This is a genomic window from Clostridium sp. C105KSO13 (assembly GCF_001517425.1).
GTDB lineage: Bacteria > Bacillota > Clostridia > Lachnospirales > Lachnospiraceae > Muricomes.
Genome location: NZ_FBWL01000130.1, coordinates 1 through 15,219, shown reverse-complemented (window position 1 = coordinate 15,219; position 15,219 = coordinate 1). Strand labels below are relative to the sequence as shown.

15 protein-coding genes are annotated in these 15,219 nt (G+C 43.9%); 14 read left to right on the top strand and 1 reads right to left on the bottom strand.

The features are described 5' to 3' along the window. The first annotated feature begins 136 nt into the window (after positions 1–136). The 9 genes from BN3456_RS01545 to BN3456_RS01505 all read left to right on the top strand — a co-directional run bounded on the left by BN3456_RS01545 (position 137) and on the right by BN3456_RS01505 (position 7,851). Complete coding sequence (locus BN3456_RS01545) at positions 137–1,153, top strand: stage V sporulation protein AD (RefSeq protein WP_347457658.1); 1,017 nt, start codon at positions 137–139, stop codon at positions 1,151–1,153. Between the two features lie 27 nt (positions 1,154–1,180). After that, positions 1,181–1,537 carry a stage V sporulation protein AE gene (gene spoVAE / locus BN3456_RS01540; protein ID WP_089982298.1) on the top strand — a complete coding sequence of 119 codons (357 nt, stop codon included), beginning with the start codon at positions 1,181–1,183 and terminating at the stop codon, positions 1,535–1,537. A gap of 209 nt (positions 1,538–1,746) precedes the next feature. Beyond that, positions 1,747–2,661: a substrate-binding domain-containing protein gene (locus tag BN3456_RS01535; RefSeq protein ID WP_089982296.1), complete on the top strand. Its 915-nt coding sequence runs from the start codon at positions 1,747–1,749 to the stop codon at positions 2,659–2,661. After that, positions 2,662–3,558 (top strand): phosphate ABC transporter permease subunit PstC, encoded by an 897-nt coding sequence (gene pstC / locus BN3456_RS01530; protein ID WP_089982294.1) that lies wholly within the window; start codon positions 2,662–2,664, stop codon positions 3,556–3,558. Continuing rightward, positions 3,548–4,408 carry a phosphate ABC transporter permease PstA gene (gene pstA, locus BN3456_RS01525; protein WP_089982293.1) on the top strand — a complete coding sequence of 287 codons (861 nt, stop codon included), beginning with the start codon at positions 3,548–3,550 and terminating at the stop codon, positions 4,406–4,408. Before pstC ends, pstA begins: the two co-directional genes overlap by 11 nt. Positions 4,409–4,422: 14 nt before the next feature. Then, on the top strand, positions 4,423–5,172 hold the full coding sequence (gene pstB, locus BN3456_RS01520) for a phosphate ABC transporter ATP-binding protein PstB (protein ID WP_089982291.1): 750 nt from the start codon (positions 4,423–4,425) through the stop codon (positions 5,170–5,172). 1 nt (position 5,173) lies between these two features. Further along, entirely contained in the window at positions 5,174–5,830 is a 657-nt protein-coding gene (gene phoU / locus BN3456_RS01515; RefSeq protein WP_089982289.1) for a phosphate signaling complex protein PhoU, read from the top strand. A gap of 25 nt (positions 5,831–5,855) precedes the next feature. Then, on the top strand, positions 5,856–6,536 hold the full coding sequence (locus tag BN3456_RS01510) for a response regulator transcription factor (protein WP_089982287.1): 681 nt from the start codon (positions 5,856–5,858) through the stop codon (positions 6,534–6,536). Next, positions 6,526–7,851, top strand: coding sequence for a sensor histidine kinase (locus BN3456_RS01505; protein WP_089982286.1), 1,326 nt, complete (start codon positions 6,526–6,528; stop codon positions 7,849–7,851). The genes BN3456_RS01510 and BN3456_RS01505 overlap by 11 nt, the downstream gene beginning before the upstream one ends. A gap of 49 nt (positions 7,852–7,900) precedes the next feature. On the opposite strand, the gene BN3456_RS01500 is transcribed toward BN3456_RS01505, so the two are convergent. Continuing rightward, complete coding sequence (locus tag BN3456_RS01500; protein ID WP_089982284.1) at positions 7,901–8,740, bottom strand: helix-turn-helix domain-containing protein; 840 nt, start codon at positions 8,738–8,740, stop codon at positions 7,901–7,903. A 140-nt stretch (positions 8,741–8,880) separates the two neighbouring features. Here BN3456_RS01500 and dapF point away from each other — a divergent pair, with 140 nt between their 5' ends. The 5 genes from dapF (at position 8,881) to radA (ending at position 14,728) form a co-directional block, all read left to right on the top strand. Continuing rightward, positions 8,881–9,738: a diaminopimelate epimerase gene (gene dapF, locus BN3456_RS01495; RefSeq protein ID WP_089982282.1), complete on the top strand. Its 858-nt coding sequence runs from the start codon at positions 8,881–8,883 to the stop codon at positions 9,736–9,738. A gap of 172 nt (positions 9,739–9,910) precedes the next feature. Further along, positions 9,911–10,282, top strand: coding sequence for a GntR family transcriptional regulator (locus tag BN3456_RS01490; protein WP_089982281.1), 372 nt, complete (start codon positions 9,911–9,913; stop codon positions 10,280–10,282). Positions 10,283–10,322: 40 nt separating this feature from the next. Continuing rightward, entirely contained in the window at positions 10,323–12,767 is a 2,445-nt protein-coding gene (locus BN3456_RS01485) for an ATP-dependent Clp protease ATP-binding subunit (protein ID WP_089982279.1), read from the top strand. 72 nt (positions 12,768–12,839) lie between these two features. Then, entirely contained in the window at positions 12,840–13,253 is a 414-nt protein-coding gene (locus BN3456_RS01480) for an endosialidase (protein ID WP_089982277.1), read from the top strand. A gap of 107 nt (positions 13,254–13,360) precedes the next feature. Beyond that, the gene (gene radA, locus BN3456_RS01475; RefSeq protein ID WP_089982275.1) at positions 13,361–14,728 is read left to right on the top strand and encodes a DNA repair protein RadA; all 1,368 of its coding nucleotides are present in this window, start codon (positions 13,361–13,363) and stop codon (positions 14,726–14,728) included. The last annotated feature ends 491 nt before the right edge of the window (positions 14,729–15,219 follow it).

Sequence of the window (15,219 nt, the reverse complement as noted above, 5' to 3'; positions counted from 1 at the left end):
CTCCCCTCCCCGTGCTTTGTAGTATAGCTTCTTACTAGCTATTTTACATCACAGAGTGGAAATTGAAAAACTTTCATGACTATTTGTGCCGCGCCCGAAGGCGCGCGGAATGGAGATTAGTATGGAAAGAGGGTAAATGATGATTAATCAGGTAATAGGCAGCCAAAGCATCAGCTTCGGTGAGTCTCCCTATCTTATCAGCAGTGGTTCCGTAGTCGGCAGTAAGGAGTCTGAGGGCCCGCTTGCAAAATTGTTTGATATGGCCAGCCAGGATGACCTCTTTGGGGCAAAAACCTGGGAGGAAGCGGAGAGCAATATGCAGAAAGAAGCATGTATACTGGCACTTGGCAAAGCACATATTCCCCCGGAGAAGGTACGATATCTTTTCGGAGGTGATTTGCTCCGCCAGGGTATAGCTACTTCCATGGGAATTGAGGCACTGCAGATTCCTATGTTCGGTTTGTTTGGAGCCTGTTCTACATCCGGTGAGGCACTGGCTTTAGGTGCCATGAGCGTAGCGGCAGGCTATGGGGATTACATGCTGGCAGTGACATCCAGCCATTTCGGGAGTGCGGAAAAAGAGTTTCGCTTTCCTCTGGGTTATGCAAGCCAGAGACCTTTATCTGCCCACTGGACTGTTACGGGCAGCGGAGCATTTCTGGTAGGCACAGAAAAAAGTCATATTAGGATCAGTGGAGTAACCATCGGGAAAATTGTGGACTATGGGCTAAAAGATTCTCAGAATATGGGAGCATGCATGGCTCCTGCGGCTGCAGATACCATCACACAAAACTTTAAAGACTTTGGACGAAAAGCGGAGGACTATGACAGAATTGTAACCGGGGACCTGGGGTATGTTGGACAGGACATTTTGTTTGATCTGATAAAGAAAAAAGGAAGTGACATCAGAACCATGCATCTGGATTGTGGTATGACAATATTTGATCAAAAGGCACAGGATACTCACGCCGGTGGAAGCGGCTGCGGCTGTGCGGCAGTCACTCTGGCTGCATATGTTCTGCCCAAGTTAAAAAAAGGAGAATGGAAGCGTGTGCTTTTCGTTCCCACCGGGGCACTTATGTCAACGGTAAGTTTCAATGAAGGAGCCAGTGTACCGGGGATTGCACATGCAATCGTTTTAGAACACTGTTAAATGACATCCTTGTGATAGGAGGTTTTTATGGATTATTTGAAAGCGTTTTTAATAGGGGGAATTATCTGTGCTATTGTACAGATTTTTATGGACCGCACAAAATTGATGCCCGGCAGAATTATGGTACTTCTTGTCTGCATCGGTGCGGTATTGGGATTTTGTAAGATATATGAGCCCTTTGTAAAGTTTGCAGGGTCGGGGGCCAGCGTTCCCCTGTTGGGGTTTGGAAATATACTGTGGAAAGGCGTAAAGGAGGCTGTTGATAAGAACGGGTTTCTGGGAGTTTTTATGGGAGGTTTCAAGGCAAGTGCCGTAGGAATTTCGGCGGCCCTTATTTTCGGGTATCTTGCTTCCTTCATTTTTGAACCACGGATGAAAAAGTAAAACAATAGATTCAGTTTAAGAATCAGTACTGTAAGCAGCATCTTCTGAAACAACATATTCAGACTATGCTGCTTTTTACATAGATATAACATTCCATAGCTTTTACATTTTACATTTCTTTTATATGATTTTAGCTGTATAGAGCAAAAACAAAAAAAGTGGTGGACACACATCCACGGACAAATACGCACATGTAAAGGAGAATGAAAATGAGAATGAAAAAGTTTATTGCGATATTATCAGCAGCAGGTATGCTGGCAGTCGGTATTACCGGGTGCGGCGGCTCGGATGCATCAGATATGTCTGATGCATCCGGAGATACACAGGCAGAATGGGACAGCTCCAACGACATTACAATAGTTTCCCGGGAGGAAGGCTCCGGTACAAGAGGAGCATTTATTGAACTGTTCGGAATTGAAGAGGAACAGGACGGGGAAAAGGCAGATATGACAACAGAGGAGGCACAGATTACAAACAGTACTTCTGTCATGATGACAACAGTGGCTCAGGATGAGTATGCAATCGGATATGTTTCCTTGGGTTCACTGGGAGATACTGTAAATGCTGTGAAGATTGATGGGGCAGAGGCCACGGCGGAGAATGTCAAATCAGGCACATATAAAGTTTCCAGACCATTTAATATTGCAACAAAGGAAGATTCGAATAATGAAGTGGCGAAAGACTTCGTCAATTTTATTCTGAGTGAAGAAGGGCAGGCTGTTATTACAGATAACAAGTACATCGCACTGGAGGATGTGAAACCCTTTCAGGGTACATCACCTTCAGGAAAAGCTGTAGTAGGTGGTTCTTCTTCCGTATCACCTGTAATGGAGAAACTGATCGAAGCATATAAAGCCGTGAATGCCAATGCCAAGATTGAGCTTCAGACAACAGATTCTACAACTGGAATGACTTCTACAATCGATGGCAGCTACGATATAGGAATGGCATCCAGGGAACTAAAAGATACAGAGCTGTCTGAAGGATTAAAACCAACTGTTATTGCCACAGATGGGATTGCTGTTATTGTCAATAAGAATAGCACTATAGATGAACTGAGCAGTGATCAGGTCAAATCCATTTATACCGGTGATTCGCTTGCTTGGGATGAGGTAGTGGAATAAATGAAATCAAAAACATGGAAAGAAAAATTCATGCAGGGAGTGTTCTTGACTGCCGCCTGTACTTCGGTGCTGGCGGTAGCTCTCATCTGTTTTTTTTTATTTGCTAACGGTATCCCTGCAATGAAAGAAATTGGATTTATAAAGTTTATTACCGGAGAAAAATGGAAACCGGGCAATGATATTTATGGAATTCTTCCTATGATTGTGGGGAGTTTCTATGTAACTGCAGGGGCAATTATTGTAGGTGTTCCTGTAGGAATACTGACATCCGTATTTATGGCAATGTACTGCCCAAAAAAAATATATAAGCCCCTGAAGGCTGCAATAGAGCTTCTTGCTGGGATTCCTTCTGTTGTGTATGGATTCTTCGGACTGGTGGTACTTGTCCCCCGAGTCAGAGAGATGGGAAGAATCTTGAAGACGATGGGACTGGTAAGAAGCAGCGGGAACGGAAACAGTATTCTGACAGCTTCTCTGCTTCTTGGAATGATGATTCTGCCTACCATCGTCGGCGTAACAGAGTCTGCCATCCGGGCTGTCCCCGCCCAGTACTATGAGGGAGCACTTGCTCTGGGTGCGACTCATGAGAGAAGCATTTTTAAGGTTATAATACCCGCAGCAAAATCCGGTGTAGTTGCAGGCATTGTACTTGGCATAGGGCGTGCCATCGGAGAAACAATGGCGGTTATCATGGTGGCGGGCAATCAGGCCAGAATGCCTGCAGGAATTATGAAAGGAGCCAGGACGCTGACTGCCAATATTGTAATTGAAATGGGCTATGCGGCAGATTTACACAGAGGGGCATTGATTGCTACCGGAGTGGTTTTGTTTGTGTTTATCTTGCTTATTAACTTCAGTGTAGCCCTGACAAAAAGGAGGAGTGAGCGTGAACAATAAATCTACACTCAAGCAAAAAATGAAAATATACCTGAACCATCCCGGCTCTTTTATCATGATGCTGCTGGTTATGCTGGGGACGCTTCTTACATTTGCAATAGTATGTTTTCTGGTTGTTTATATACTGGCGCATGGGCTTCCTTACATTAAACCTTCTTTATTTTCATTGAAGTATACATCGGAGAATGCCTCTTTGGTTCCGGCGCTTATTAATACAGTAACGGTGACGTTGCTCTCTTTAGTGATTGCAGTTCCCCTTGGAATTTTTTCGGCTATTTTTCTTGTGGAATATGCTAAACGGGGGAACAAGTTTATGGGTATCATACGCCTGACAACAGAGACGCTTTCAGGAATTCCATCTATTGTATACGGCCTCTTTGGTATGTTGTTTTTTGTCAATACTTTGGGTTGGGGATTTTCCCTGCTGGCAGGAGCCTTCACCCTGGCTATTATGATATTGCCACTAGTTATGCGCACCACCGAGGAGGCACTTAAGTCTGTTCCCGATTCCTATCGCGAGGGAAGTTTTGGGCTGGGAGCGGGAAAGCTGAGAACCGTATTTTACATTGTGCTTCCTTCTGCGGTACCCGGAATCCTTGCAGGCGTGATTCTGGCAGTCGGAAGAATCACAGGAGAAACAGCTGCGCTGATGTATACGGCAGGAACCGTAGCAAAGGTCCCTCCTAATATTATGGGCTCTGGAAGAACCCTGGCCGTGCATATGTATAATCTGGCAAGTGAGGGTCTGTATATGGACCAGGCATATGCTACATCAGTTATTTTGCTTATTCTGGTTGTCGGAATCAACGCACTGTCCGGTGTAATAGCAAAGAGAATAACGAAAGTATAGAGAGGAAACAAAAGATGGAAAAAATAGAAATCAAAAATCTAGATTTGTTTTATGATGATTTTCAAGCCCTGAAAAATGTCAATCTGGATATAAAAGCGAATAAAATTACGGCCTTTATAGGCCCCAGCGGGTGTGGAAAGTCTACGCTGCTAAAATCTATCAACAGAATGAATGATCTGGTAGAAGGCTGCCGGATCGAAGGCGAAATCCTGCTGGATAATGAGAACGTATTTAGAGGTATGGACGTAAATCTCCTTCGTAAGCGAGTGGGAATGGTGTTTCAGAAACCAAATCCCTTTTCTATGAGCATCTATGATAATATTGCATTCGGACCCAGGACACATGGGATCCGCACCAAATCAAGACTGGATGATATTGTGGAAAAATCTCTGAGAAGCGCAGCTATATGGGATGAATGCAAAGACAGACTGAAAAAGAGTGCACTGGGAATGTCTGGGGGACAGCAGCAGCGTCTGTGTATTGCGAGAGCTCTGGCAGTAGAGCCGGAGGTTCTTTTGATGGACGAACCGACCTCTGCACTGGATCCTATCTCTACATCCAAGATAGAGGACCTTGCGATGGAATTAAAAAATGATTATACTATTGTCATGGTAACACATAACATGCAGCAGGCGGTGCGTATATCTGACAACACGGCGTTTTTTCTTCTGGGTGAAGTAGTAGAGTATAATCAGACAGAGAAACTATTCTCTATACCCTCGGATAAGAGAACAGAGGATTATATTACAGGGAGGTTTGGTTAAGATGAGAAATCGGTTTGACGAACAGCTGGAATTATTGGAAGAAATGCTCACCCACATGGGAGAACTGTGTGAGGTCGCTATAGCTAAGGCCACCCGTGCTCTTGAAGAGGGTAGCCAAAAACAGGCACGGGCAATTATTGAGGCAGACGAGGAGATTGACCAGATGGAAAAGGATGTAGAAAGGTTATGTCTGAAGCTTCTTTTGCAGCAGCAGCCTGTGGCCAAAGATCTGCGGAGAATCTCTGCGGCACTTAAGATGATTACAGATATGGAGCGTATCGGAGATCAGACAGCTGATATTGCTGAGATTATTATTTCTTCAAAACAATCTACGGCAGCGGATATCACACAGATTGGGACGATGGCCGATGCAGTCAGCCAAATGGTGCGGGACAGTGTGTGTGCCTATGTTAAAAAGGATCTGGAGCTGGCGAAGCATGTGATAGAAGCAGATGATTATGTAGATAACCTGTTCGATACAATCCGGGATGAACTTGTGGAATTTATCCGGGCAGAAAAAGGCGAGCACGGAAACCGTATTTTTGATCAGATTATGGTAACAAAATATCTGGAGCGTATCGGAGATCATGCAACCAATATTGCCGAATGGGTAGAATTCTCCATAACCGGTGTTCACAAAGACGGAGCCAAGATGTAGGCTGATAGCTGGGAGGGCGCAAAAAATGATATATTGCATAGAAGATGACGATAATATTCGGGAACTGGTCGTATATACATTGGAAAGCACAGGGCTTAAGGCGCGGGGGTTTTCGGAGAGCATCTCTTTTATGAAAGCTTTGGAATCTGTCAGGCCGCAACTTATTTTGCTTGATATCATGCTTCCTGGGGAGGACGGACTTACCTTGCTTAGTAAACTGAAAAAATCATCGAGAACAAAGGACATACCGGTTATTATGGTTACGGCAAAAGGTTCAGAATATGACAAGGTGATTGGACTGGATTCGGGTGCCGACGATTACCTCGCGAAGCCCTTTGGAATGATGGAACTTGTCTCCCGCATAAAAGCGGTTCTGCGCCGTACCGAAAGGAATGCAGAAAAGGATGTTATGTGTGCAGCAGAAGTTTATATGAATCTAAAGAAGCATGAAGTGACTATCGATGGAAAGCCGGTGGCCCTGACGCTGAAAGAATTCGAACTGCTTAAGTGTCTTATGCAAAACCGTGATATTGTACTTACAAGGGATCAGCTGCTGGAGAATATATGGGGCTATGAGTTCGGCGGCGAGACGAGAACTGTGGATGTTCATATCAGGACTCTCAGGCAAAAACTGGGGGATAATGGAGGTATAATCGAAACTGTGCGGGGTATAGGATATCGTATAGGAGGACAGCATGAGAGGTAAAATCCAAAAGAGTATGGTATTTGTGCTCTCGGTTACACTTCTGATTTCCTATGTAATCCTTACCATGGTCGTATATAAGCAGACGCTGTCCATATTGGAAACAGAAGTTGAACAGGAGGCAGAATATATCGGGAGGGCAGTCGGTATTTCGGGCGGCAGCTATCTGCAGCAGATGGCGGATGTGGATGAAGGAACCCGTGTAACCTGGGTCTCCGTAAACGGAACTGTTCTTTATGATTCCCAAAGTAATACGGCAGAACTGGAGAACCACAAATCCAGACCTGAGGTACAAGAGGCCTTGGTGAAAGGCACCGGTACAGATATTCGTATGTCCGGTACGCTTGGTCACAGAATGTACTATTATGCTCTGCGTCTGGATGACAAAACGGTGCTTCGTGTTGCAAAGACAATGGATGGTCTAATGAAAACAGGCTTGAGGGTGCTGCCGGCCATGGGTATATTGGCAGTTTCCATACTGCTTCTTGCCTGGCTGATGTCAAAATGGCAGACAGCCAGATTAATAAGACCTATCAACGAACTGAATATAGAGCATCCTCTTAACAATGATATTTACGAGGAATTGTCCCCTCTTCTGCAGGCTATAAACCGGCAGAATATGGAAAAGGATGCCATTGCCAATATGCGTAAAGAATTTTCAGCCAACGTGTCTCATGAATTAAAGACGCCTCTGACTTCCATTTCAGGCTATGCGGAAATTATGATGAACTCCCTGGTGAAACCGGAAGATATCCCTGTTTTTTCTCAGCGTATATATAGAGAGACAAGGCGACTTATTACACTGGTGGAGGATATTATCAAACTCTCGAAGTTAGATGAGGAATCTGTAGATTTTGAGAAGGAGGAAGTAGATTTGTTTGCTTTGTGCCGGGAAGTTGTGAGCCGACTCGCACCTCAGGCAAATGTGAAAAAGGTTCATGTAACCTTGACCGGAGAGCCGGTAAAATACCGGGGTATCCGTCAGGTGCTGGATGAAATGATTTATAATATATGTGAAAATGCAATCAAATATAATGTGGCTGAAGGAAATGTGTCTGTGTGGGCCGGAAATACTCTTCAAGGGCCGAAAATCAGTGTGGAAGATAATGGAATCGGAATTCCAAAGGAACAGCAAAGCCGAATATTTGAGCGCTTTTACCGGGTGGACAAGAGTCACTCAAAAGAAACCGGAGGAACGGGCTTAGGGCTTTCTATCGTAAAACACGGTGCGTTGCTGCACGGAGCAAAGGTCACGGTAGACAGCGAAGAAAGCCGCGGAACACGGATGGACATATTGTTTGGCACTGTGCCCAAGTAAGATGCAGCGCAGCAAAATCAAGCCTGGCTGAACTGTGCCTAAAACACATCTATGTGTTTAACAAATTGCGTGGCGACTCGGAAAATTCAGATTTATACGCCCTGAAGAAAGTAGAATAATCGCTAAATCCGCTGGAAAAGCAGGCCTGGGTGATGGGCTGTCCGTCACAAATCAGCTCCCTGGCGAGCAGCAGCCGGCGGTACGTAATATAATTTCCGATGGTGTATCCGGTCTCTGCTTTAAACAGCCGCATCATATAATACTTGCTGATATAAAATTCCTGGGCCAGTGTATCAATAGCAAGATTCTCTGTAAGATGACTGTTGATATACTGCATGATGTTTACAATCTTTGTGTTGTATAACTCAGTATCCAGAAATTCTACCCTGTTTTTTATGGCAGCACGGTTTAAATGTATCATAAACTCCAGGAAAAGAAGCTGACGGTACAGACTGCTGGCATATTCATTATCTTCAAAGGAGTGTTCCAATCGGTTCGTAATCTTGAAAAGGGAACTTTTTTCAAGAGAAGGAATCCGAAGCACGTTGGAGTGCTCTTTTTTTGCTTTTTCAAAGCAATAGCCCAGGTCATACTCTGCAGTCCGGTAGTCCTCTATAAAGCCGGGGGAAATGTATACGATGATTCTCTCATAAGGCAGGGAGTTGTCAACTGTAATCCGGTGGATGTCATTGCGGTTTACCAGTACAATGTTGTAAGGCTCCAGATCATAAGTTTTTCCTTCTATATAATACTTTACCTTGCCTTTGATAAAGATTGTAATCTTAAGGAAGTCGTGATAATGAAATTCGAATTCTTTGGAGAGATTATCCTCCAGGTGAAAAATACGAAAATCACTGTTTAGGTAACCCCGCTTATTATATTCCAGCATAAAAGCTCCTTTCTGATTGGATACTAACCCTGGCTAAACTATACTATAATGTAGCATTATTTGCAATGTTAAAAGCATTCAGTCCGTATTATATAAGAAAAATGCCTGATACAATGATAAAAACAGGAGGTGCGTTGTTAATGAAAATTACAATGGAACGTTATCACGGACTTGGAAATGATTATTTAGTTTATGATCCCAACAAAAATGAGTTACAACTGAACAAAGAAAATGCGGCAATGCTCTGTAACAGAAATATGGGGCTTGGCTCCGATGGAATCTTAGAAGGCCCATTCATAGGGGAAAACAAAATGTCCCTGCGTATTTGGAATCCGGACGGAAGTATAGCTGAAAAAAGCGGAAACGGTGTACGCATCTTTGCAAAATATCTGAAAGATGCAGGCTATGTGCAGAAGAAGAATTATAAATTGGTTACAGACGGCGGCCTGGTAGAAATCACCTATTTGAATGAGGATGGCAGCAGGTTACGTGTGTCTATGGGAAAAATATCATTCTGGAGTGATGAAGTTCCGGTGGTCGGAGAACGCCGCGAAGTAATCAATGAAGACATGGTATTTGGCAGGACACTCTATCCTGTTACCTGTGTATCTGTGGGAAATCCTCATTGTGTTATACCGATGCGTGAAATCTCAAAGCCTCTGGTCTGTAAGATCGGAAATTATTCAGAAGTTGCAAGGTATTTCCCGGACCGGATAAATACAGAAATTATGAAAGTAGTAGATGAGAGTCATGTTGAGATTGAAACCTTTGAAAGAGGCGCCGGTTACACTATGGCTACAGGAACAGGGGCCTGTGCGGCAGCAGCAGTTGCCTATAAGCTGGGAATGACAGGAAACAAGATTATTGTTCATATGCCTGGCGGAGACTTGCAGGTGGAAATAGATGAAGACTGGAATGTATACATGACAGGAGAAGTTTTCTATGTAGCGAAGATTACATTGAGTAGTGAATTTTCAGAAAAACTTCGGACCTTATAAAAAAGTTGGGGCATTTTTAATGCCTCAACTTTTTTTCCCTTGCCATTCGATACTGTCTCCTAATACTGTAAAATTATCTTCTGTAAGTTTCTTAGCAGTAAATGTATAAATCTGGACTTGCAAAAACCTGGATATCTGTGCTACCATAGATATAACAAGGGCAGGTGATGATATGGTGATTGAAATTGATTTTAACAGTGATGAGGCTATCTATATCCAGCTGCGCAACCAGATTATTATGGGGATTGCAACTTCTGACATCCAGGAGGGGGATTCACTCCCGTCCGTGCGTCAGCTGGCTGACACAGTGGGCATCAATATGCACACAGTGAATAAAGCATACAGTGTACTAAAGCAGGAGGGGTTTATTCAGCTGGACAGAAGACACGGGGCTGTGATCGCCCTGGATATTGACAGGATAAAGGCTCTGGGGACAATGAAACAGCAGCTGGTAATTCTGCTTGCAGAAGGCAGATGTAAGAATATTTCCAGAGAAGAAGTGCATAATCTGGTAGATGAAATATTTGAGGATATGAATAGTTGATAAACTGCAAAAATAAAGGGTTATGTGACAGGAGGACAATATGCAGAAACAGTATACAAAGCAGGCTGAGCAGGTCATTAAATATGCAGGCACCATGGCAAAAAGGTTAAAGCATCCCTACATTGGGACGGAACACCTTTTGCTTGGACTTAGAAAAGAGTATACAGGTGTTGCCGGTCAGATATTGGCTACAAACGATGTAGATGAAGAAAAAATCCTTCGTCTAATGGACGAATTGATTTCCCCCGCTGATGATTCGCTGCGGGTGGATCGTCCCAAGGAAAGTCCGAGACTGGAATACATTTTGGAGAGCAGCTGGAAAGAGGCACAGCATCTGCATACAAGGAGAGTGGGTACAGAACATCTCCTTATGGCCATCATTCACGATGTAGATTGTGTTGCAGCCAGAATTTTGATTACATTGAATGTCAATCTGCAGAAGATTATGCTGGATATTTTTAACGCAGTAGGCATAGACCCTAAGGAATATCAGGAGGGTATTCAGGAAGAATCCAAGGGCAAAGGTGCGGCAGTGGAACAGTTCTGCACCGATCTGACTGCCGAGGCAGAGCAGGGCCGCCTGGACCCGGTTGTGGGGCGGGAGGAAGAAGTTTACCGGCTGATGCAGGTGCTGAGCCGGCGCACTAAGAACAACCCCTGTCTGGTGGGGGAACCGGGAGTCGGAAAGACAGCTATTATTGAGGGCCTGGCATCCAGGATAGCCATGGGTGTTGTGCCTGATGGTATGAAAGGAAAAAGAATTTACACGCTAGATCTTCCGAGGTTGATTGCAGGGTCTAAATACCGGGGAGAATTTGAAGAACGTATGAAAGGACTGATTGCGGAGGTAAAAGCCAGCGGGAATATTATTCTGTTCCTGGATGAACTGCATACTATAATAGGAGCGGGGGGCGCAGAAGGTGCTATTGACGCATCCAGCATTCTAAAGCCTTCTCTTGCACGGGGCGAATTGCAGCTCATTGGGGCCACCACGATTGCTGAATACCGCAAACATATTGAAAAAGACGCTGCACTGGAGAGACGTTTTCAGCCTATAACTGTAGAAGAACCCACTAAGGAACAGTGTTTGGAAATTTTGAAAGGCCTGAAAGAAAAATATGAGGCCCACCATAAAGTTACCATAGGAGACGATGCACTTGAAGCGGCTGTGCAGCTGTCAGAGCGTTATATTACAGACAGAAATCTGCCGGACAAGGCGATTGATGTGCTGGACGAGGCATGCTCAAAAGTGAGTATGAGAGGGTACAAGGTCCCGGATAATCTGAAAAATTATGAGCAATCCGCCAAAGAACTGGCAGCACAGAAGGAAGAAAGAATCATGGCAGGTGATTTTGAAGGTGCCTCTAATCTCCATCAAAAGCAGCTGGAAATTGAAAACAAGCTAAAGAACATGAGAAAACGTTTCCAGAAAAAAACGTCTGCAAACCAGCCGCAGCTTGTGGAAAGTGATATTGCCGATGTGGTTTCTGCCTGGACTAAAATCCCCGTACAGAAGCTGGCAGAAAGCGATACTGACAGACTCAAAAAGCTGGAGAAGACACTCCACAGAAGAGTGGTGGGGCAGGAAGAAGCAGTCAGTGCAGTTGCAAGAGCTGTCAAGAGAGGCAGAGTAGGCTTAAAAGATCCAAAACGCCCCATCGGCTCCTTCCTTTTCCTCGGACCTACAGGGGTCGGGAAGACGGAACTTTCCAAAGCACTTGCGGAAGCCTTATTTGGAGATGAACAATCCATGATACGTGTGGATATGTCCGAATATATGGAGAAACATTCAGTGTCCAAGATGATAGGCTCCCCTCCGGGATATGTGGGACATGAGGAAGGCGGACAGTTAAGTGATCAGGTAAGAACTCATCCTTATTCTGTCATATTGTTTGATGAGGTAGAGAAGGCCCATCCCGATGTGTTCAATATTCTCCTACAGGTGCTGGATGACGGCCATATTACGGATTCTCAGGGGCGCAAAGTGGACTTCTGCAATACTGTAATTATTATGACCTCCAATGCAGGCGCCAAAGCAATTGTGGAACCGAAAAGGCTTGGATTTTCCACAAAAGAGAATCCCGAGGATGATTATAAACGGATGAAACAAAATGTGATGGATGAAGTGAAGATGATATTCCGTCCAGAATTTTTGAATCGTATTGATGAGATTATTGTCTTCCATGCATTGAACGGAAGCCATATGAAGCAGATTGTAACACTGCTGTGCAGAGAGTTTACGAAGCGGGTGAAGAGTCAGATGAATATCACTCTTACAATCCGGGATTCGGCCAAGAAACACATTGTAGAGAAGGGGACCGATGCAAAATTCGGGGCCCGTCCTTTGCGTAGAGCCATGCAGACAGAGCTGGAGGATAAGCTGGCAGAGGCAATTTTAAATGGAGAGGTGAAGGATGGGGACAAGGTAGAAGCCGGGGTCTCAAAAAAAGAAATTAAATTTTACACAAAGTCTGCAAATAAGTAGAAAATAAAAAGAAAGTATTATATAATACAAGAAGGATAACAAAGAATCTGAAATACTCAGGAGGATAATAAAATGGGAGCAGCAAAAGAACTGTTACGTGCAGAAGATGACGGAACACTTAGTTTTGGAGACTATACCCTTGCAGCTAAATCAAAACAGGATAATTTCGAATTTGACGGCGATATTTATAAAGTCAAGACTTTTAAGGAAATAACTAAGCTAGAACGCAATGGTATGTTTGTGTACGAATCGGTGCCGGGCAGTACAGTCAGCAATTTTAAGGAAACAGATTCCGAAGTGACATTTTGCGTATCATCGGCGAAAGATGTACAGTTTACATTGGAACTGGAACCGGACACCGAGTATGAGGTATTCATCAATAACGCATCTGCCGGTAAGATGACTACGAATCTAAGCGGGAAGTTAAGCGTCAGTACGGAAGAAAGCGGTGGCAGCTGTGTAGGCGTCAAAGTGGTGAAGCGCTAATCCCTTTTTTCCGGTATATCGAAAAGAGTTATAATAAATAATAGAAGAAAAGAAAAAGAGACAGGAGAGCAGCAGTCCTGTTTCTTTTCATATAGGAAGGAACAATAATGGCTAAGGGAAAGAAAAGCGTATTCTTCTGTCAGAATTGCGGGCATGAAGAATCAAAATGGCTGGGCCAGTGTCCGGCTTGCAAAGAGTGGAATACATTTGTGGAGGAGAAGGTAAGTACTGCGAAGAGCGTTACTACAGCAGGGGGCGGATCCAGAACAGCGAGAAGTGCAGAAATCGTTTCCCTTTCTCAGGTCAGTGCAGATGATCACACAAGAATTCAGACCGGTATCAAGGAGCTGGATCGGGTGTTGGGAGGCGGGATTGTCCCAGGCTCCCTGGTTTTGGTCGGAGGAGATCCGGGAATCGGAAAATCCACTCTTTTACTCCAGGTATGCAAAAGTCTTTCAGTCAATAAAAATATATTGTACATATCAGGTGAAGAATCGTTAGCCCAGATTAAACTGAGAGCAAACAGGATGGGTGAGTTTGCAGAAAACCTGAAACTTTTGTGTGAGACAAATCTCGAAACCATACGCACCGTAATCGAAAATCAACACCCTGAGATGGTGATTATTGATTCTATTCAGACGATGTATAGTGAAGAAGTATCGTCTGCCCCGGGGAGTGTTTCGCAGGTCAGAGAATCTACCAACATATTTATGCAGCTCGCCAAAGGACTTGGTATTTCTATTTTTATTGTAGGGCATGTTACGAAGGAAGGTACAGTGGCAGGTCCCAGGGTTTTAGAGCATATGGTAGATACGGTACTGTATTTTGAAGGGGACAGACACGCTTCCTATCGGATTTTGCGGGGAGTGAAGAACAGGTTTGGCTCTACAAATGAAATCGGAGTATTTGAAATGCGTCAAAGTGGTCTGATAGAAGTGGAAAATCCATCCGAATATATGTTAAGCGGGAAACCGGAAAATGCTTCCGGGTCTGTAGTGGCATGTTCTATGGAAGGAACACGGCCGATTCTTATAGAGATTCAGGCGCTTGTCTGCCGGAGCAATTTTGGATTGCCCAGACGCACTGCCGCCGGAACTGATTATAACAGAGTAAATCTTTTAATGGCCGTGCTCGAAAAACGGATTGGTCTGCCTCTATCCGAATATGATGCCTACGTTAATATTGCAGGTGGTATTAAAATGAATGAACCGGCCATCGATATGGGGATTGTAATGGCACTGGTGTCCAGTTACAAAAACCGTCCTATAGATGAAAAGATGATTGTCTTTGGTGAAGTAGGCTTAAGCGGTGAAGTCCGGGCAGTAAACATGCCAGAACAACGGGTTACGGAAGCAAAGAAACTGGGGTTTGAAACTTGTGTTATTCCCATGGTGTCCAGAGATATGGTGAAGCAAATAAAAGGAATTAAGATTGTAGGAGTAAAAACAATCAATGATGCGATAAACCTTATATAATTACTCAAATATTAAGGGGAATTGGTAGAGGTAATTTACCGCTGTCAAATAAAAAAACACTGGGCATAACATCCTGAAATTGTTATTATTGTACAAATAAAATAAAAAATAAGAAAATCATTGACAATTCAAAGCCCCGGTGGTAAGATAAATCTCGTCGCTGACAGGGAACGAAGACAGTCTGGGAAAGACTTGACAGAAACCTGAAAAAAATGTTGACAAACAGTACAGCGATGTGGTAGTATATTGAAGCTGTCACTTGAGAGGGAAGGCAAGAAACGGACCTCACAGGAACGAAAGAAAGTTAAAAAAGTTCTTGACAAAATATGACAGACATGATATCCTATAAAAGTTGCTGCTGACAAAAAAGAACAGTGACAGAAACACCAAAGAACCTTGATAATTAAACAATAGACAACAAACCCTTGAAAATTTCTAAATGAGAAAATTTTTAAGAACAGCATCTTTTAAGATGCACCCATCACTGGAAG